The sequence below is a fragment of the Trinickia terrae genome, from assembly GCF_005144415.1.
Taxonomy (GTDB): domain Bacteria; phylum Pseudomonadota; class Gammaproteobacteria; order Burkholderiales; family Burkholderiaceae; genus Trinickia_A; species Trinickia_A terrae.
Genome location: NZ_SWJE01000012.1, coordinates 101698 through 121231 on the forward strand (window position 1 = coordinate 101698; position 19534 = coordinate 121231).

General features: G+C 66.2%; 18 protein-coding genes and 1 pseudogene. 4 read left to right on the forward strand and 15 right to left on the reverse strand.

The window, feature by feature from the left end; all coding sequences use genetic code 11:
- Positions 1-153: 153 nt before the first annotated feature.
- On the reverse strand, positions 154-2364 hold the full coding sequence (locus tag FAZ69_RS21655) for a TonB-dependent siderophore receptor (protein ID WP_240702394.1): 2211 nt from the start codon (positions 2362-2364) through the stop codon (positions 154-156).
- A gap of 182 nt (positions 2365-2546) precedes the next feature.
- On the opposite strand from FAZ69_RS21655, the gene FAZ69_RS21660 reads away from it, so the two are divergent.
- Together FAZ69_RS21660 and FAZ69_RS21665 are read left to right on the forward strand one after the other, a co-directional pair.
- On the forward strand, positions 2547-3185 hold the full coding sequence (locus FAZ69_RS21660) for a LysE family translocator (protein ID WP_136897146.1): 639 nt from the start codon (positions 2547-2549) through the stop codon (positions 3183-3185).
- 279 nt (positions 3186-3464) lie between these two features.
- On the forward strand, positions 3465-4301 hold the full coding sequence (locus FAZ69_RS21665; protein ID WP_136897147.1) for a hypothetical protein: 837 nt from the start codon (positions 3465-3467) through the stop codon (positions 4299-4301).
- Between the two features lie 74 nt (positions 4302-4375).
- Here the strand turns inward: FAZ69_RS21665 and argC are convergent, their stop codons facing one another.
- Positions 4376-5380, reverse strand: coding sequence for an N-acetyl-gamma-glutamyl-phosphate reductase (gene argC, locus FAZ69_RS21670; RefSeq protein WP_136897148.1), 1005 nt, complete (start codon positions 5378-5380; stop codon positions 4376-4378).
- A 154-nt stretch (positions 5381-5534) separates the two neighbouring features.
- Between argC and FAZ69_RS21675 the strand changes: the two genes are divergently transcribed.
- The gene (locus tag FAZ69_RS21675) at positions 5535-6419 is read left to right on the forward strand and encodes a LysR family transcriptional regulator (RefSeq protein WP_136897149.1); all 885 of its coding nucleotides are present in this window, start codon (positions 5535-5537) and stop codon (positions 6417-6419) included.
- An 11-nt stretch (positions 6420-6430) separates the two neighbouring features.
- Here the strand turns inward: FAZ69_RS21675 and FAZ69_RS21680 are convergent, their stop codons facing one another.
- The 12 genes and pseudogenes from FAZ69_RS21680 to FAZ69_RS21735 all read right to left on the reverse strand — a co-directional run bounded on the left by FAZ69_RS21680 (position 6431) and on the right by FAZ69_RS21735 (position 17769).
- Positions 6431-6820: a cytidine deaminase gene (locus tag FAZ69_RS21680; protein ID WP_136897150.1), complete on the reverse strand. Its 390-nt coding sequence runs from the start codon at positions 6818-6820 to the stop codon at positions 6431-6433.
- A 14-nt stretch (positions 6821-6834) separates the two neighbouring features.
- Complete coding sequence (locus FAZ69_RS21685) at positions 6835-8088, reverse strand: phosphopentomutase (protein ID WP_136897151.1); 1254 nt, start codon at positions 8086-8088, stop codon at positions 6835-6837.
- 20 nt (positions 8089-8108) lie between these two features.
- Complete coding sequence (deoA, locus tag FAZ69_RS21690; protein ID WP_136897152.1) at positions 8109-9428, reverse strand: thymidine phosphorylase; 1320 nt, start codon at positions 9426-9428, stop codon at positions 8109-8111.
- A 17-nt stretch (positions 9429-9445) separates the two neighbouring features.
- The gene (gene deoC / locus FAZ69_RS21695) at positions 9446-10228 is read right to left on the reverse strand and encodes a deoxyribose-phosphate aldolase (RefSeq protein WP_136897153.1); all 783 of its coding nucleotides are present in this window, start codon (positions 10226-10228) and stop codon (positions 9446-9448) included.
- Positions 10229-10243: 15 nt separating this feature from the next.
- Positions 10244-11518 (reverse strand): NupC/NupG family nucleoside CNT transporter, encoded by a 1275-nt coding sequence (locus FAZ69_RS21700; protein ID WP_136897154.1) that lies wholly within the window; start codon positions 11516-11518, stop codon positions 10244-10246.
- A 12-nt stretch (positions 11519-11530) separates the two neighbouring features.
- Entirely contained in the window at positions 11531-12592 is a 1062-nt protein-coding gene (locus FAZ69_RS21705) for a purine-nucleoside phosphorylase (RefSeq protein WP_136897155.1), read from the reverse strand.
- Positions 12593-12610: 18 nt separating this feature from the next.
- Positions 12611-13606, reverse strand: coding sequence for a nucleoside-specific channel-forming protein Tsx (locus FAZ69_RS21710; protein ID WP_136897156.1), 996 nt, complete (start codon positions 13604-13606; stop codon positions 12611-12613).
- A gap of 319 nt (positions 13607-13925) precedes the next feature.
- Positions 13926-14563 (reverse strand): annotated as a pseudogene (locus FAZ69_RS21715) (alpha/beta fold hydrolase).
- Positions 14563-15795 (reverse strand): pyridoxal phosphate-dependent aminotransferase, encoded by a 1233-nt coding sequence (locus tag FAZ69_RS21720; protein ID WP_136897157.1) that lies wholly within the window; start codon positions 15793-15795, stop codon positions 14563-14565. The pseudogene FAZ69_RS21715 and the gene FAZ69_RS21720 overlap by 1 nt, the downstream one beginning before the upstream one ends.
- A complete protein-coding gene (locus FAZ69_RS21725) occupies positions 15792-16442 on the reverse strand; it encodes an RraA family protein (protein ID WP_136897158.1) in 651 nt (216 codons plus the stop codon). Before FAZ69_RS21725 ends, FAZ69_RS21720 begins: the two co-directional genes overlap by 4 nt.
- Positions 16439-17104 carry an RraA family protein gene (locus FAZ69_RS21730; protein ID WP_136897159.1) on the reverse strand — a complete coding sequence of 222 codons (666 nt, stop codon included), beginning with the start codon at positions 17102-17104 and terminating at the stop codon, positions 16439-16441. Before FAZ69_RS21730 ends, FAZ69_RS21725 begins: the two co-directional genes overlap by 4 nt.
- Positions 17101-17769, reverse strand: a complete 669-nt coding sequence (locus FAZ69_RS21735; RefSeq protein WP_136897160.1) for an RraA family protein — start codon at positions 17767-17769, stop codon at positions 17101-17103. Before FAZ69_RS21735 ends, FAZ69_RS21730 begins: the two co-directional genes overlap by 4 nt.
- A 105-nt stretch (positions 17770-17874) precedes the next feature.
- Here FAZ69_RS21735 and FAZ69_RS21740 point away from each other — a divergent pair, with 105 nt between their 5' ends.
- Complete coding sequence (locus FAZ69_RS21740) at positions 17875-18942, forward strand: LysR family transcriptional regulator (protein WP_240702395.1); 1068 nt, start codon at positions 17875-17877, stop codon at positions 18940-18942.
- Here FAZ69_RS21740 and FAZ69_RS21745 read toward each other — a convergent pair.
- Positions 18853-19500 (reverse strand): LysE family translocator, encoded by a 648-nt coding sequence (locus tag FAZ69_RS21745; RefSeq protein ID WP_136897161.1) that lies wholly within the window; start codon positions 19498-19500, stop codon positions 18853-18855. The genes FAZ69_RS21740 and FAZ69_RS21745 overlap by 90 nt on opposite strands.
- Between the last annotated feature and the right edge of the window lie 34 nt (positions 19501-19534).

Sequence of the window (19534 nt, forward strand, 5' to 3'; positions counted from 1 at the left end):
GGTGATCGGAAACGACAAAATTGTTCAACAACACAATCAATATTGTTGAACAATTTAAGCCCGTCAAGCGGAAATTAACGCGCGTGGCATACGTGGTATGCGGTCGACCGGATTTTGTATACCCAATCCGGTCGACCGCGCCGGGCGGCCCGATCAGAACTCGAGCTTTCCGCTGAACCTGACCTCGCGCGGCGCGCCGCTCGTCACGAACGGCAGGCCCGTGCAACAGCTCGACGTGTAGTAGGTCGAGTTGAAGAGGTTGTTCACGTTGAGCTGCCAGTCGATCATCCGCCCGAAAATGCGCGACTCCCAGGCGACGAACGCGTCGGCCACGCGTCCCCACGGCAGGTGATAGACCTTGCCCGTGCCGTCGCCGACCGCGAGGCTGCTGAACACGCGGCCGCCCCCGCCGGCCCGCAGCCGCCCGCTCACCGGCCCCGAGCCGATCACGCCGAAATCGCGCGTCAGATAGAGCGCGGCCTCGTGCTTCGGCGCGTTCGGCAGCGGGTTGCCGGCGATCTTCGGATCGTCCTGGTAGCGCGCCTCCGTGTACGCATAGCTGCCGATCACGCTCCATGCGTCGGTCAGCCGCCCGTTCGCCTCGAGCTCGACGCCGCGCGAATACGCACGCCCCGCGTTGCGCGTGAAGTTGACGCCGTTGATGGTCTCCGTCGTCTGGATGTTGCGCTTGTGGATGTCGAAGAGCGCGACGCTCGCGGTGAGGCTGCGCGACTGGTATTTCGAGCCGATCTCCCAGGCTTTCGCTTGTTCGGGCGGCAGGTCGCCGATCGGCTGCGCAATCGACGTGTTAGGCCTGAACGATTCGCTATAGCTGCCGTACAGCGACCAGTTCGGATCGATCTTGTAGACGAGGCCCGCGCGCGGCACGACCTTGCCTGCGTTCGTGTGCGAACCGACCACGAACGGCCGGCCCTTGCCCGTGAGCTCGTCGAACGACTCGTAGCGCAGGCCGCCGAGCACGATCCAGCGCTCGCCGAGATGCAGCGCGTCCTGGATGAAGGCGCCGCGCTCGATCAGCTTGTCGGTCTGGTCGCTGTCCGCGTTCGACAGCGTGCTCGTCTGCGGCAGCAGACCGTATACCGGCGCGTACATATTGAATGCCGTGCTGCTCTTGCTCCGATAAAGGTCGCCGAGCAGCCGGTAGTTGTGCATGTAGTCGACGCCCGCCAGGATGTCGTTGGCAAAGCCCGCGATCCGCACCTTGCCTTCGACGTTCAACGTCAGGTTGTGCACGGTCTGCGTGGCGTCCCGCGTCGAGTCCACGCGTCGCGTCAGCACGCCCGTCGCGAAGTTCGCGGAAAGCACGCGCGCCTGCCAGTCGTTGTAGTAAGCGCGGTTGAATCCGTAGCCGAAGTGCACGGTCCAGTCCTGCGCGAGCTTGTGGTCGATGCGCAGGTTGACGGCGTCCGAGCGGCCCGTCGAGACGTTGTAGGGCTCGTCGAGGCGCTCCGCCGACGGGATCGCGACCGGGTTGCCGGTGCGCGTATCGATGATCGTGCCGCGGTCGAACGGCACCGAGTAGCTCATGTGCTCGTAGGCGACGAGCACCGTCGTGTCGCGGCCGTACCAGGCCAGGGACGGCGCGATCACGTCCTGGCGCGTCTCGCCGAAGTTGCGCCAGTAGTCGACGCGCTGGTGGTCGGCGATGAAGCGATAGGCGAGCCCCGAGGCGCCGATGGGGCCGGTCAGGTCGACCTGCGCGCCGCCCCCGCCATCGCTGCTCGTGAAGCCGGAGACGCTGTGCGCGGCTTCGAGCTGCGGCTTCTTCGTCACCACGTTGACGAGGCCGCCCGGGTCCTGGATGCCGTACAGCATCGACGCCGGCCCTTTCAGCACCTCGATGCGCTCCGTGGTCGGCGTGAAATTGCGCGGCTGGACCGACTGCATGCCGTCGCGCAGGATCGAGTTGTCGCGGTTGTCGCCGAAGCCGCGCTTGACGATGGCGTCCTGCGTGCCGCCGAGCGTGTTGCCCATGCGCACGCCCGGCACGGCGGCAAGCGCGTCGGCGAGGCTGCCGGGGGCTCGGTCCTCGATCGATCGCTCGGTGACCACGTTGACGGCTTGCGGCACGTCGATGAGCGGCGTGTCGGTGCGCGTCGCCACCGAGGCTCGCCGCGGCTGGTAGCCGACTTCCTCCACCGGCCGCGCCCCCTGCACGGTGACTTCCGCGAGCGTGTGGCCCGTGTCCGCCGCCTCCGCCGTTGCCGAGGCGGCGGCCGGCGGCGTCGCGGCATCCTGCGCCGACGCGCTGCTCGCGGCGGCGAGCAAGAAGCCTCGCGACAGGATCAGCGATGCGAGACGCGCCATGCGCCGGCGTCCGCCGCGCTGTCGGCGACCTTTCATATCCCCCCCCCGTTCAGAAATTGTAAGTTTCGAGGGGCCGGATGATACGATTAATGAGAATTATTCTCAACTAGATATTTCCAAATGCTTACTCCTCGCAGTGTTGCTGGCAGGCTGATGGTCGCCAGGCGCAGAATGGCGAGCTCAATTTCCCCTTTCCGCCGTTTGCCTGGAGACGCCGAATGAACGCTGCAACCGCGATCGCAACCATCCTCGCAACCTTGCTGGTCGGAGCCATGAGCCCAGGACCGAGCTTCATCATGGTGGCGAGGAACGCCATCGGCCTGTCGCGGCGCGATGGGCTCGCCACGGCAATGGGGATGGGAATCGGCGGGGTCTGCTTCAGCAGCCTCGCGCTGGTGGGCCTCTACTCGCTGCTGCAATCGGTCGAGTGGCTGTATGCCGGCCTCAAGGTGGCGGGCGGCGCGTATCTGATCTATATCGCGTCGCGCATCTGGCTCGGGGCATCGGCGCCGCTCGCGTTTCCGGGCGAGCGCGCGGCGGGCCGCGGCGACGCCCGCAAGTCGTTCTGGATCGGGCTCAGCACCCAGTTGAGCAACCCGAAGACGGCGATTTTCTACGGCAGCATCTTCGCCGCGATGCTGCCGCAACACCCGCCGCTCTGGTGCTACTTCATCCTTCCGCCCGCCGTGTTCACGATCGAAGCCGGCTGGTATACCGTGGTCGCCCTGTGCTTCTCGAGCCGGCGTCCGCGTGAGGTCTATTTGAACTCGAAGACGTGGATCGACCGCGTCGCGGCCGGGGCGATCACCGCGCTCGGCTTGCGCTTGATCTTCACGGCGTTCAAGCGCGGCGTTTGATGGGCGATGGCGTGCGGTGTCTGGCATGCCGCATGCCGCATGCCATTGACTCTCCATGTGTAAAACACTTAATGCAGCCCTTGCATCAAGCCGCCTTCGGTCGAGCCTCGGCTGCACGCGGGAGATTCCCCTAGTCGCTCATTTCGTCCTCAAGACCTAAAGAAAATCGCCGATATCGCAGGGACGCGGCGGAATAGAAGGTTGAGGCGCAGCCTGGACGGCATCCGGCGGTCGCCGGTCACCCATTCCCGTCGTCGCACAGCGAAGCGAGGTGAAACCATGGGAATGAAATTGGCGCTCGGGCTATCGATAGCGCTTGTCTCGTCGATCGGCATGCTGCATACGGCGCCGGCGCGCGCCGACGGTCCGTCTGCCGCCTACGACAACGGCGGGGTGACCGACGCTTCGCTCGATCCAGGCGAAGAGCGCATGACGGCCGACGAAGAGAACCACGCGCGCATGAAAGACCTCAGCGACGCCTATCACAACGGCTACAACGCCCGCGCGAAGGAAGATGCCGAGACGTACGCGTCGCTGCGCGACCAGTTGAAGCATCCGCCGCAACAGGTTGCGTCACAACAGGCCGCGCCGCAGCAAGCCTCGTCGCAATTGATGCCGCCGCTGCCCGCGGGTGTACCGCCCGGCGAAGGTGCGCAAGTCAAGCCGGTGCCAAGAACGCAGGTTGCGCAACGCCCGCTGCAGCAGCCCCAGGCCGAGCCGCAGTATCAGCAGGCGTACCAGCAACCGCAATACGCGCCGCCTGCCCCACCACCCCAACCAGTGCGCTATCAACCGGCTCCTCAGTACGCCGCCGCTCCCGCTTACACAGAAGTCACGCAGGAGTATCAGGAACCTGCGTACCAGGAAGAGGCGTATGAACCACCGCCGCCCCCTCCTCCACAGCAGACCATTCAATACGTGCCGGTTTACGCGCAGGCCGCATACGTGCCGCAACCGCCGGTTCAAGCCGTCATGCAGCCCGTGGTGACAATTGCGCGTCCGGTTGCGTATCCGGTCTACCGGCCCGCTTACTGGGCTCCGCACTATCGGCGCGTGTACACCGTTCGCTATGGCTACGGCTATCCCGCGCAGGGCGGGTATCCCGGCTGGGATTGAGGGTAGGACGCGGTCCGCAAACCGCAGCATGGGGGTCACTTGGACACGACTGGCATTCAACCGTCAATGACGATTCAATCCCGGCTCTGAAGCTGATGAGCAAGCGCAAAAAGCCTGTGCGCCGTGACCCCATCGCCCCTTGCATGACGGGATGCAAGCATCAGATCCAGGTTCTGCACCGCAGCCCCCGAAGCCCCCTTGCCAAGATTGTCGAACACCGCGGACAGCAGTACCTGCCCGTGCTCTGCGTTGGCGAATACGCTTAACTGCAGGTCGTTGGTGCCGTTCAACGCCTGCGGATCGAGATGCGCCAACGCCTGCGCTTCAGCGAGCGGCGTGACCCGGACGTAACGCGCATCGGCATAGTGACTCGCAAGACACGCATGCAGCCGCGCACCGTCGATTCCCGGCGGCAACAGCCTCAGCTCCAGCGGCACGGTGAGCACGATGCCCTGGCGGAACGCGCCGTACGCGGGCACGAACAACGGACGCCGCGCGAGCCCGGCGTGCAATTGAATTTCCGGCGTGTGCTTGTGCGCGAGCCCGAGGCCGTAGACCTGGAACGGCATCGCCTGGGAAGCGTTGGCGTTGGTCCCCTCATGCGCCTCCACACCGGCACGCCCGCGCCCCGAGTAGCCCGACACCGCGTGAATGCTCACGGGGTAGTCGCGCGGCAGCAACCCGGCCTGCAACAGCGGCCGCAGCAAGCCGATCGCCCCCGTGGGATAGCAACCGGGATTCGTGACGCGCTGCGCGTTCGCGATCCGCTGCGCCTGCCCCTCCGACATCTCCGGAAAGCCATAGGTCCACTCCGCCTGCGTGCGATGCGCGGAACTGGCGTCGATCACCCGGACGCCGGAATTCACGATCGAGCCGACCGCCTCGCGCGCGGCTGCATCGGGCAGGCACAGGATGGCGATCTCGCAATCGTTGATCGCTTCGGCGCGCCGCCGCGGGTCCTTGCGCTCCGCGGCCGGCAGCGTGACGAGGCGCAGGTCGGTGCGCCCGCGCAGGCGTTCGTGGATCTGCAACCCGGTGGTGCCCTGGTCGCCGTCGATGAAAACAAGTGGGGTGCTCATGCCGGTCATCCTCCGCAAGCGCTAGCGCGGCTTGCGCTGACGCGATCTGACAACGAGATTGGAGGCCGTATCTTGCGCCGGCGGATAGAATTGAAACAGTTGAATTTCGTGACCATGAAATTCAGCTTTTCTGAATCGGAATCGGAGCCACTCGATGCGAGAGATCAGCCTGGACCGCCTGCGCACCCTGGTCGCCATTGCGGACCGCGGCTCGTTTGCCGAGGCCGCGCAGGCGCTGCACCTCGCGCCGCCGACCGTCAGCCTGCACATTGCCGAACTCGAAAGCCGCATCGGCGCGCCGCTTCTGTCGCGCAAGCGCGGACACGTGCGGCCGTCGCCCATCGGCGAGGTGCTGCTGGAGCGCGCGCGCCGGCTGCTGTCGGATGTCGAGTCGGCGCTGGACGATGTCGAGCGCCAGGTGCAGGGGCTCGCCGGACGCGTGCGGCTGGGGGCGTCGACCGGCGCGATCGCGCATCTGCTGCCGCAAGCTCTCTCGCGTTTGCGGCAGCATCATCCCGACATCGACGTGCAGATTGCCGTGCTGACATCGCACGACACGTTGAACCGGCTCGCGCAAGGAACACTCGACGTGGGATTGGTCGCACTGCCTCAGCCGGCGGTGGCGGGACTCGTGATCCGGCCTTGGCGGCGCGATCCCGTGATGGCCTTCATCCCCGCGGACTGGCCGTGCCCGGCGCGCGTCACGGCGGCTTGGCTCGCCGCGCGGCCGCTGATTCTCAACGACGCGAGCACGCGGCTGTCGCGCCTGACGAACGAGTGGTTTGCCAGCGCCGGGCATCATCCGGCGCCGCGCATCGAGCTCAACTACAACGACGCGATCAAGAGTCTCGTCGCGGCGGGTTATGGCGCGGCGCTACTGCCGCATGAGGCGAGCACGCCGGAGCCGGATACGCGCATCGTCATGCGTCCGCTGCGGCCGGCGCTGTGGCGCGAGCTGGGCGTGGCGCATCGGACGGGGGACATCGAGCGGTCCACGCAGCACGTGCTCGATGCGCTGTGGGATCTGCGGGCGAGATAGACGCGCTGCGTCTACAAGCGGAACGCCCCCGGCAGCAACGCATCCACGCTCGTCACCTGCACCGCGCCGTGCAGGTTGGCAAGCACGACCTCGAGCGCCGGGGTGCCGATTTCGCTCATCACCTGCCGGCATGCTCCGCAGGGCGAAATGGGCTCGGGCGTATCGCCGATCACGGCGAGCGTGGCGAAATCGCCCGGCCGGTAGCCCGCCGCGATCGCCGAGAACAGCGCCGTGCGCTCCGCGCAGTTGCAGAGCCCGTAGGACGCGTTTTCAACATTGCAGCCGCGAAACACGGTTCCGTCGCGCGCCAGCAGCGCCGCGCCCACCTTGAAGCGCGAATACGGCGCATACGCCTGTTCGCGCGCCGCCCTCGCCTCGCCGATCAATTCGCTTTGGTCCATACCTGTCCTCTTCGTTAGTCAATCGGCCGCGCACTTCGCGCCGCCGCCCCGGAACCCACAAACGCCGTGCCGTCGGGAAACGGCTCCAGTCCGAACCACGCCGCCAGGCTCTGGCCGATGTCCGCAAACGACTCCCGCACGCCCAGGCTGCCCGGCTCGACGCGCTCGCCGTACACGAGCACCGGCACATGCTCGCGCGTGTGATCGGAGCCGGGCCAAGTCGGATCGCAGCCGTGGTCGGCCGACAGGATCAGCAGGTCGTCCGCGCGCAGCAGCGGGTAGATCTCCGGCAGCCAGGCGTCGAAGGCCTCCAGCGCCGCCGCATAGCCTGCCACGTTACGGCGATGGCCGTAGTTCTGGTCGAAGTCGACGAAATTGGTCATCACGATGCCGAAATCGGGCGCATCGCGCGTGGCGGCCAGCGTGGCGTCCCAGAGCGGCCGCAGGCCGCTCGCAAGAATCTTCCGCGTCACGCCCGCGCCCGCATAGATATCGGAGATCTTGCCGATCGCGATCACCTCGCCGCCTGCGCTCGCCAGCTTCTCGAGCACCGTGGGCGCCGGCGGCGGCACCGCGTAGTCGCGCCGGTTGCTGGTGCGCTCGAAGCTCGCGGGCGCGTCGCCGATAAACGGCCGCGCGATCACGCGGCAGATGCCGTACCGGTCGACTTCCTCGCGCGCCATTTCGCACAGCGCATGGAGCCGTTCGAGGCCGAACGCCTGCTCGTGAGCCGCGATCTGGAACACCGAGTCCGCCGACGTATAGAAGATCGGCTTGCCGCTCTTCATGTGCTCTTCGCCAAGCGCCGCGATGATCTCCGTGCCGGACGCGTGGCAGTTGCCGAGATAGCCCGGCAGGCGCCCTCGCTCGACGAGCGTGTCGAGCAGTTCGGCTGGAAAGCTCTGTGTGCGGTCGCTGAAGTAGCCCCAATCGAACCGCACCGGCACGCCGGCCATCTCCCAGTGGCCCGAAGGCGTGTCCTTGCCCGAAGAGACCTCGCGCGCCGCGCCGAACGCGCCGATGAGCGGCGCAGCCGCGGACATGCCCGCCGGCAGCCCGCCCGCAGCGAGCTCGCTCGCGAGTCCGAGGCCCAGACGTTCGAGCTCGGGCAGACGCAACGGTCCGCGGCGGCCGCCGGTGTCGCAGTGACCTAGCGCGCAGCATCGCGCGATGTGGCCGAGCGTGTTGGCGCCGGCATCGCCGAAGCGGCCGGCATCGGGCGTCGCGCCGATGCCGAGCGAATCGAGAACGAGTACGACCGCGCGCATGGGGTTCACTCCTTGTCGGCTTATTGCACGAAACGATGGAGGGTTGGCGGCAACGCGGCGGCGCCCTCCCCGACCACGTACGCGTCGACGGCTTCCGCCGCCGCCCGCGCCGCCGCCTCGGCACTGCGGGCATGAACGACGCATAACGGCTCACCCGCTTCGACGTGCTGGCCGAGCGGCGCGATATCGGACAGGCCGACGGCGTAGTCGATCGGGTCCTGCGGCCGTGTCCTGCCGCCGCCGAGCCCGACGACGGCAATCCCGAGCGCACGGCAATCGATGCGCTCCACCGTGCCCGATACGGGCGCCGGCACGGCGATCCGCACCGGGGCTTCGGCGAGGTGCCGGCCAGGCGCATCGAGCAGATCGGCGGGCCCCCCCAGCGCCGCCACCATCCTCGCGAAGCACTGCGCGGCTGCGCCGGAATCGAGCGCCGCCTGCAAGCTCGCGCGCGCCGTGCTTTCATCCGGGCTCAGCCCCCCGACGATCAGCATCTGCGCCGAGAGCGCCATCGTCACTTCATGGAGACGCGCGGGCCGGGCCCGGCCGGCCAGGTAGTCGATCGCGCACGCGATTTCGAGCGCATTGCCCGCACACGGCGCAAGCGGCTGATCCATGTCGGTGATGAGCGCGACGGTCTTCATGCTCGCCCCGTTGCCAACGTCGACGATGCTCTGCGCCAGCTCGGCCGACGCCTCGAACGTCGGCATGAACGCCCCCGATCCGGTCTTCACGTCCATCACGAGGCCCTGCAGGCCCGCAGCGAGCTTTTTCGACAGGATCGACGCCGTGATCATCGCGATCGACTCGACCGTCGCCGTGATGTCGCGCACCGCATAGATGCGCCTGTCGGCCGGCGCGAGCTCGTCGGTCTGTCCGATGATCGCGACGCCCACCTCGCGCACCACGCGTTGGAATCGGGCGGTGTCGGGCGCGGTGTCGTAGCCGGGGATCGCGTTCAGCTTGTCGAGCGTGCCGCCCGTATGGCCGAGCCCGCGCCCCGAGATCATCGGCACATAGCCGCCGCACGCCGCCACCATCGGGCCGAGCAGCAGCGAGGTCAGGTCGCCGACGCCGCCCGTCGAGTGCTTGTCGATGACGGGCCCGTCGAGATCCAGCGCACGCCAGTCGAGCACCCGTCCCGAGTCGCGTTGCGCGTGAGTCAGCGCCACGCGCTCCGCGACGCTCAGGTCGTTGAAGTAGACCGCCATCGCGAACGCCGATATCTGGCTGTCGGTGACGCTGCCGTCGGCCACGCCGCGCATGAACGCGGCAATCTCGTCGGCGGCGAGCGGCTGCCGGTCGCGCTTCTTGCGGATGAATTCTTGAGGTAGCAGCATGGCGAGGTCCTCAGTAATCAGTAAGAAGGGGATGGCCGATCGCCATCGACATGCCCGGCTGACGCCAGCAGATTGCCGAGCAGGCCGGAAGCGCCGAAGCGGAACGTGGCCGGCGTGGCCCAGCCCTCGCCGCAGATCCGTTGCGCCAGCGCGAGGTAGGCCGCCGCATCGTCGACAGTGCGAATGCCGCCGGCGGCCTTGAAGCCGACCGGACGCCCCGCCTGCCGGATCGTGTCCAGCATGACCTCGGCCGCTTCCAGCGTGGCGTTGACCGCGACCTTGCCCGTCGAGGTCTTGATGAAGTCGGCGCCGCCTTCGATCGCGATTTCGCTTGCTTGCCGTATCAGATGGGTCTCGCGCAGCTCGCCGGTTTCGAGGATCACCTTGAGGCAGCGCCTGCCGGCCGCTGCGCGGCACTGCGCGACCAGCTCGCGGGCGATGAGCGCGTCGCCCTCGATGAGCGCGCGGTAGGGCAGCACGACGTCCACCTCGTCGGCGCCGAGCGCAACGGCCTCGGCCGTCTCTCGTGCCGCCGCATCCGGCAGCGGCGCGCCTGACGGGAAGTTCGTGACGGTCGCGATCGGCAGCGAGAAGCCCTGCGCCGCGAGGGCACCGCGCGCGGCGCCGATGAGCCGTGCGTAGATGCACAGCGCCGCCGGCCTGCCGAGCGGCGTGTTCGCCGAGCCGACCAGCGTGCCGATCGCGGCCTCGTCGTCGCCGTCGTTCAGCGACGTGAGATCGATCAACTGGAGCACGCGCCTCGCAAGCGCCGCCGCGTCAGGGGTTCTGGATGAAGTCATCGCGCTGCGTCACCTTCAATGCGTGGAAAAGAACAGGCCCGCAATCGCGGCGCTCATGAGGTTCGACAGCGTGCTGGCCGCCAACGCGCGCAAACCGTGCCGCGCCACCTCGGAGCGGCGCTCGGGCGCCACCGCGCTGAAGCCGCCCGTCAGGATCGCGATCGACGAGAAGTTGGCGAACCCGCACAGCGCGAACGACACGATGGCGATCGTCTTCGGATCGAGCACCTGCAGCCCCGCGGCCGCCACTTGCTGGGCCGGCTTCAGATACGGCGAGAGATCGCCGTACGCGACGAACTCGTTGAGAATCAGCTTCTCGCCGATGAAGTTGCCGGCGAGCTGAGCGTCGTGCCACGGCACGCCGATGAGCCACGCAAGCGGCGCGAGCAGCGAGCCGAGCATGGTCTGCAGCGAGACGTGCCCGAAGCCGAACCACGCGCAGATGCCGCCGACCGCCGCATTGAGCATCGCGATCAGCCCGACGAAGGCGATCAGCATCGCGCCGACGTTGATCGCGATCTTCAGGCCGATCGCCGCGCCCGAGGCCGCCGCTTCGATGACGTTGGCGGCGCGCTTCTCGTCGAAATCGAAGCTGCCGACCACCGTGTTGCTCGCCTCGACCGTCGGGAACAGCAGCTTGCCGAACAGCAGCCCGCCCGGCACCGCCATGAACGACGCGGCCAGCAGATACTCCATCGGCACCCCGAGGCCCGCGTAGGCCGCGAGCACGGAGCCCGCGACCGACGCCATCCCGCTCGACATCACCGCGAAGATCTCCGCCGTCGTCATCTGCGCGACGAACGGCTTCACGAGCGCCGGCATCTCGCTCTGCCCGAGAAAGATCGTCGCCACCGCCGAGCAGGCTTCGATGCGGCTCACGCCCAGCAGCTTCTCGAGCCCGATGCCGACGATGGTGACGATCCACTTCATCACGCCCACGTAGTACAGCACGGCGATCAGCGCGGTGACGAACACGATCATCGGCAGCACGCGCAGGCCGAACACGAAGCCGCCGTTGCCGAATACCTCGAACATCTTGTCGCCGACGAGCCCCCCGAAAATGAACGACACGCCATGATTGCCCATGTCGAGCACGCGGTTCACGCCGTTGGCGACCATCGCGAGCAGCGCGCGGCCGGGCGGCACGAACAGCACGAGGGCGCCGATCGCGAGCTGGACCACGAGCGCGCCGCCGAGCGTGCGCAGGTTCACCGCGCCACGGTTGTTCGACAGCAGCCAGGCAATCAGCAGCAGCAATCCCATCCCACACAGACTACGCAGAATGTCCATGTTGTGCCTCCATTACTGGGCTGGAACGCCGTTCTTCCACTGCGGCCAGTGGGAGACGATTTCTGTCACGAGCGGCGAGCCCGTCAGATAGAGGTTCGCGAGCGCGGGCAGGAACCCGCCCTGGCTCTGGTAGTCGAGCAGGTTGTCGACGTCCGTCACGCCGGGCGGCGGACGATCGAAGTCCGAGCCCGAGCGCAATACCGCGACACGGCTCGTATCGGTGAGCCCGGCCGCCTCGGCGCGCTTGAGCACTTCGAAGGTGGCGTTGTCTTCCTGCTGCGTCGTGCAGTAGACGCCCTTGCCGTCGGTGAGGAGACGCGTCCAGTCGCGCGCGCGCTGACCGAGCGCCGTGCCGGAGAACCACGTGTCGCCCGCCAGCGTGTCGCACTGGATCACGGTCGGGTACTGGTTCGCGGGCGCCTGCGGATACTTCGCGCGATAGGCGGCGGCCTCCGGACTATCCGTGAGCTTGACGTCGCGCGACAGCGCGTACGCCTTCTGCACGAGCGCTTCGTTGAGCGGGAACACTTCGGTGCGGTAGTCGAGCGGCGGCTTCTGATCGCCGCTGCGCGTGTTGATGCCGAGATAGCCCGACTTCCAGCCGGCGGGAATCTCGCGCGCGTCGAGCTCCCACTGGATGCCGAAGTCGACGAGATAGCGCGCCCACGCGGCCGAGCCCAGCGTGCCTTGCGCCGGGTCGATGCCGGCGATGCCGGACACGAGGAAGTACGTCTTGCGCAAATCGAACTTGCCCGAATAGACGAGCGCGGACACCGAAGCCGCCGCATTCGTGTGGCCCATGCCGGTGGTCAGCACGCACACGTCGTCACGCGTGCATTGGACCGCTGGATAGTCGGGCGACAGGCCCGGCACCTTGATGCTCTGCAACGGCCCGAGGTGGTCGAGCCAGGCCTTGCCTTCCGGCCCGAACATCGTGATGACGAGCACCTTGACGGCGCGCGGATGCGCGGCATGCGGCGGATGCGCAGGCGTTTCGGCAGCCTGTGCGCGCCACGCGAAGAGGGCCAGCAGGCCGCATCGCAAGACGAATTGCAATATGGATTTCGTGGACATCGGAAGTCTCTCTGATGGTTAGAACTGGTAGCCGACGCTGGCGTAGTAGCCCCAGCCGGTCCCATGGTTATGGAACGTCCCGTCGCCGAAGTTCAGGTCGCTGCCGTTCCACTGGCCGCCGTTGTGGAAATACCGCGCGGCGCCCCAGAAGCGCCAATGCGTGAACGAATAGACCAGGACGTTGGTGGAAACGAACGCGTTGTCGGAGCGCGTGTTGTCGCCGGTTTCCTCTTGCAGCTTCGAGCCGAAGTCGTAGTTGAAGAAGCCGACGTAAGTCAGATGGCCGCCGTAGTACGTGCCGATCGGATAGATGTACTTCATCTGCGCGCGGTAGCCGTCCCAGGTGTTCTGGTTGGCCGCGCCATAGTTCTCCCACTGCCGGCGCACATAGAGGTTCGCCGACACGAACACCGGCAAATGCACGTCGATGTCGGTGCCGATGCCGGCGTAGAGCGTGTTCTGCCGGTCTGACGTCTTGTGCCCCTGGTCGTAGATCCAGTCGAAGGCCGCATACCATTCCTTGAACGGGCCGAAGCCGAGATGATGGCCGACCAGGTCGTCGATGGAGACGCGCGGCTCCTGTTCGGTGAACAGCGGCGAGCCCCTGTTCGTGATCCCGGTATCGTGCGCGCTGCCCTCTCCGAGAACGCGCGGCACGTCGACATAGCCGTAGAGATCGAACGGCCCCTTGCGCCCGAAGTATTCGTATTCGAGGTAGATGTCGCTGGTCTTGTACGGACCGAAGCGGATGTCCTTGGAGCCGATCAGGCCCAGGCTCTGATGGAACCAGTCCGACATGTACGGCGACGCGGGCGCCGTCTGCGGCGGGGGAATCACGGCCCCGCTCTCCGCGACCTGCTGATTTTGCGATTCCTGCGCATAGGCGCAAGTCGTCGCCTGAACGCCGGTCAACACCGCCAACACGGCGCCGAGTGCCGCCGCCCAACGACCGAAGCCTGCCCCGGCCTGCCGATTCCCCGTCCACTTGCCTTTTCGTTGCTTTTCCAAACCCATAGCCCTGATCCTTTCTTTCTGTTTTGCACGGCAAGCGACCATCACCGCCCCCGGCGTCGTGCGCAGTGCTTCATCTTTGCGCAGACCCGTTGATTGCGGTGCGGCGCCGCCCCAATGTTGACCAATCAGACAGCTTTTACGTGCCTTCCTGCGAAGGTCAGCAGGTGGGAGCAGATACCGTGCCAAACCTGACCAAACGATCAGGTTTAGTAAGAAAAGGATGGGACTTGTGGAAGAAGCAGAGGCAGGGGCCACCTGGCCACCCACCCTTACACAATACTCAGGATTCCCCTACGAAACCCCGAGATCTCAGTCGAATTCAAGCCCGGACAATGAATGCGGCCACCCGCGCCCACATTTCGACAGGGTTCGAGTACATCGGGAAGTGTCCGCTATGGGCGATCTCCGCCAGCGTCACGCCATGCGTCCGAAGCTTCGGCAAGTACGATAGCGAAGCGTTCTGCTCGCCGTACATGAACATCCGCGGAAACGGCAGAGCGAGGAATTTCGTCATCAGGTCACCTGGCGGCTCAGGAAGCAGTCCTCGGGCGCCACGTTGCCCTCGATATCGGTGAAGCTCAGCACACGGTCAGGCGCTTCATGAGCCAGCATGAGCGCCGTGAGCCCGCCCATCGAATGGCCGACGAGATGGAATTGCCCGATGCCGAAATGATCGAGCACGGCCTTCGCCGTCGCGACAAGAAAAGGAATCGAAATCTTCGACACATCGCCGCAACGCGTGGCTCCACAACCGGGCGCGTCGTACGCGATGACGGGACGCCCCGCGAACGCGGGATAGTGGACGATGTCGGCGTAGTCCTCCTTGGTCGACCCGAAGCCGTGCAAGAAAACGATCGGCGCGAGTTCGCCCGCGCGATGCATCGCGGCGATATCGAGCTCGACGCCTTGTACGTTCAGCGCGACGACTTCCTGCTTGATCTCACTGTGCATCGACATCATTCCCCCACGGAAAGCGATTCGCAAAACCGATGGATCGCACGGCACGCATCGGCCAGCGCCTCATCGTCCAGCGCATAGGCAACGCGGATATAGGGGCCGAGACCGAACGCGCTGCCTTGAACGACTGCCACACCCGCCTCGTCCAGCAACGCTCCCGCGACGGCTTCATCGTCATCGAGGCGCGTGCCGGCAGGTGTCGTCCGCCCGATCAGATCCTTGCACGATGCGAACGCATAAAACGCCCCGCCCGGTCTCGCGCACGCGAGGCCCGGCGCCTGGTTGAGCAGTTCCACCATCAGGTCGCGCCGCCGTTCGAACACCGACGCAGCCTCGCGAATGAATTGCGGCGAACCGGTGAGCGCAGCCAGCGCCGCATGCTGCGAGATCGCGCTGGCGCCCGAAGTCTGCTGCCCTTGCAGCTTTTCCATCGCGTTCAGCAGCCATCGAGGTCCGGTTCCATAGCCGATGCGCCAGCCCGTCATCGCATACGCCTTCGATACGCCGTTCATGGTCAGCGTGCGCGGCATCAGGCGAGGCTCGACCTGCGCGATGGTATGGAACGTCGCGCCGTCGAAGATCAAATGCTCGTAGATGTCGTCCGACAGGATCAGCACATGCGGATGCGCGAGCAGCACCTCGGCGAGCGCGGCAAGCTCGTCGCGCGCATAGACCGCGCCGGTCGGATTCGACGGCGAATTCAGGATCACCCAGCGCGTGCGCGGCCCGAGGGCATCGGCAAGCGCCTTGGGCGTCAGCTTGAAGCCGCTATCGCCACCGCACGTCACCACACTCGGCTTCGCGCCGCATAGCTGAACCATCTCCGGATAGCTGACCCAGTAAGGCGCGGGCACGATGACTTCGTCGCCTTCGTTGAGCGTCGCCGCCAGCGCGTTGTAGATGACCTGCTTGCCGCCGCTGCAAACGATCGTGTCCTCCCAGGCGACGTCGAGGCCGTTCTCGCGCCGGAATTTTGCGGCGACCGCCTCGCGCAGCGAGCGCATGCCGGCGACTTGCGTGTAGCGCGTATGCCCTGCGCGAATGGCGTCGATTGCCGCGTCGCAGATGTGCGCAGGCGTATCGAAGTCCGGCTCCCCCGCGCTCAGCGAAATCACTTTCGCGCCTGAAGCACGGCGCGCCGCGACGCGGTCCATCATGCGATAAGTGGCCGACGGCTGCGCCTTCGACAAGTGCGCATTCAAACGTTGCAAGCCTTGCACGTCCCCGTTCATGCGTGCGTTCTCCATTCGGTCAGGCCCATCAGTTCCAGCGTGCTCGCGCCTTGCGCGAGCTGCTGCATCATGATCGCCTCCTTGGCGGCCCGCACTTCGCCGACGGCGATCGTGCGCCCCGCTTCGGTAGCGGGGACGATGATGACGCCGTCGTCGTCGGCCACCACGAGGTCGCCCTCGGCGACCGGCACGCCGGTGAAGATCGTCGGCGCTCCGACCGACGGCGCGCTGGCCTTCACGGTGCCGCGCACCGAGATGCCGCGTGCGAATACCGGGAAGCGGCGCGCCGCGATGGCGGCGACGTCCCGCACGCCGCCGTCGATGACGAGCCCGACCACACCCGCTGCTTCCGCCGCGACGGTCAGCACTTCGCCCCAGTAGCCCGCCACGAAGTTGCCGGTTCCGACAACGAGCACGCTGCCGCGCGGCACGCGTTCCATCGCGATGTGGATCGCGAGATTGTCCCCGGGCGAGCAGACCAGCGGATACGCCGGGCCGGCGACGAACGCGCCGCTCCAGATCGTCCGCACGAGCGGATCGACCGCGCACGGCAGGCCGGAGGCTTCGTAGAGCGTGGAGCTGCCCAAAGCGCGCGCTCGCGCGGCGAAGTCCGCGGTCGATGCCGGGGATGCCGATGCGAGACTCATGACGCCCTCCGCTGCAGCGTGTGATAACCGAGCGCTTCACGCGCTTCTCTGAGCGTCTTGCCTTGCGAGATCCGTGCGCGGATATCCGCTTCGACTGCTTCGATCTGGCGCGCCACAGCGGCCACCTCGCGCGCTCGTTCGCGCGGGACTGCCACGGCGCCGTTCGCATCGGCAACGATGATGTCGCGCGCGCAAACCCGCGCCGCGCCGATCGACACGGGCACGTTGACGGCGTCGACCTGCACGCGGTCCTTGCCGGTGCGCATGAAACGGCCTTTGGTGAACAGCGGGTAGCCGTCGCCGAGCGCCTTCGATACGTCGCGGCAAACGCCGTCGATGACCGTGCCCGCGATCTTCCGCGCTCCCGCGTACTGGGTCATGATGTCGCCCCACACGGTGCAATCGGTGCGGCCGCCGTTGTCGATGACCACCACGTCGCCTTGCGCGGCATCGTCGATGAAATCGCCGACCGTGCCCGGCGGATGGCTCGCCGGCACATACCTGACCGTGAACGCCGGCCCGACGACGACGGCCGCGTAATCGTCGAGCGGCGCGATGCCGAAACATTGGCCGGCCAGCCCGAGCTTGTCCATTGCATCGGATACGCCGGGCGTATCGAGTCCCGTAAACAGGGCCACGAGTTCCTGGTCCTCTTGATTCATCGCTTATCTCCTGCCTTGATGGCTTCGAATTCCTTGTCGTGCATGACGTCCTCGACCGAGCGTCCGGCGCGCACCGCCTGCACCATCCCGTCCTGACGCCGCGCGATGCGCTGGCCGAGCTCCAGCACTTCTTCGATGCGCGCGGCCGGAACAAACACGGTGCCGCAGCGATCCGCGACGACATAGTCGTCTTCGTGCACGACGACGCCAGCAACCGTGACCGCCCCGCCCGACGACACCTGCACGGCCCGGTTGCGCGCGCTGATCATCGTGACGCCGCGCCCGTAGACCGGATAGCCGATCGCCTCGCTGCCTTCGATGTCGCGGCTCATGCCGTCGATCACCGAGCCGCGGATGTGCCTGGCTTGCGCGGCATTCGCGAGGATGTCGCCCCAGCACGAGATGCCGTCGATGCCGCCCGCGATGACCAGGATGCGGTCGTCCGACTCGATCCGCGCGACGACCGGGGTGATGAGGTGGACTGTCGGCTGGGCATCCGTCTTCGGTCCGAGCTGAATGGTGCTGGCGCGGCCGACGATCTTCGGACAGTCCCAAAGCGGACGCAGACCGAAGGTCGCGCCCGCAAGACCAAGGAAATCGAGTGCATCCGACACCGTGTTGGTGTCGAGCGCGGCGAGGCGATCGAGGAGAGAGACCTGTGACATGGCGGTGCGGCTCAGTGGTTGCGATGCCGTACTTTCGAGCCTACAGTTCGATATGTAAATTCCGAATATTGGAAGCGTTCGATACGCCAAACCTATCAAACGATCATGATCAACTTCCGGCTCATCCGTCACTTGTGGCTCTTTCTCGCCGTTGCGGAGGAGCAGCACTTCGGGCGGGCAGCGCGCCGCCTGGACATGTCCCAGCCGCCGCTGACCGAGCAGATTCAGGCGCTCGAACAGGCCTTGAAGGTGAAGCTCTTCGAGCGGTCCCGGCGCGGCGCGCAACTCACGCCGGTCGGCGCGGCCATCCTGCCCGCGGTGCGCAAGTTCGCCGATCAGCTCGAGCGGCTCGAGCTCGCGGTGCGCGAGGCCGTCGCGGGGCGCAGCGGCGTGCTGACGATCGGCGCGATATCGTCGGCGATGGTCGACGTGCTGCCGCCGCTCATCGAGCGGCTCAAGTCCGGCTATCCGCAGCTCACCGTATCGGTCAAGGAAATCGACAGCTCGGAGGCGATCCCCGCGCTCGAAGCCGGCGACATCGATCTGGCGTTCGCGAGGCTGGAGGGGGAATTGGGCGCGACGATCGCATCGCTGCCGCTCGCGCAGGACCGGCTGGCCGTGGCATTGCCGCGCGAGCATGCGAAGGCCGCGAGCCCTCGCATCCGGCTCGCGTCGCTCGCCGACGAAGACTTCGTGATGTTCTCGCGGCAAGTCAGCCCGGTGTACTTCGATAGCCTGGTGGCGTCATGCAGGGCGAACGGGTTTTCTCCGCGGATATTGCATGAGGTGCGTTCGGTGGCTTCGCAGGTGGCGTTTGTCGGATGCGGTCAGGGCATCGCGCTGGTGCCGGCCTCGCTGAAGAAGCTCGCGCCGGCGAATGTGGTGTTGCGGCCGCTGAAGGAGAATTTGAGCGTAGTGACTACGGCGATGGCTTGGACTACGGCGCGGGAGAATCCGGTGGTCGAAGCTGTTATCGCCGAATTCGGCAAAATAAGGGCGGTGGGGAAGGTGCGCAAAGTGCGCGGGGATGCAATTCCGGAGACTGGGGATTCTGCAAAGTTTGATCACGCAGCCAGCCCCCGATCACGAAAAACCACCAAGCTTCAGAGCATCAGCAGTCATGCTGACACCGAGACCACCCAAGACAATGCCCATCGCCCACCGCTGAACTGACATCAATATTGGGCGACGGTGAAGGTACGCCGCGATACTGCTGGAACAGATTGCCACCAAGCCGTTTGCGCACGCGAACGCCGAGATCAACAGCGCCCCAAGCAACAGCGACTGACCGAGCACATTACCCTTTTGGTAATCGATGAATTGCGGCAAGAGCGATATAAAAAGCATCGCGAGCTTCGGATTCAGGACGCTGGTCGTTGCCCCCATCGCGAGCAGACGCAGCGGCGGCTCACCCGCAAGCTCGCGAATTTCGAAGGGCGATCGACCACCGGGCTTGACCGCCCGCCACGCCAGATAGAGCAGATATGCCGCGCCGGCAATGGCCAAAGCGCTCCCTGAAAACGGCACCTTGAGCAACAGCGCCGTGATGCCAAACGCCGCGCCAAACATATAGAAGAGGTATCCGGCCATGACACCGGCAAGTGAAATCAGCCCGGCCGCTCGGCCCTGCGCGATCGAGCGCGACATCACGTAAACCATGTTGGGACCTGGCGTCACCGCGAGCATCCCGCCGACAACGAGGAATCCATAGATCGATCCGGAACCGTGCATTTTCCCTCGCCCCAGTAGCATTGACTGTTAGCCA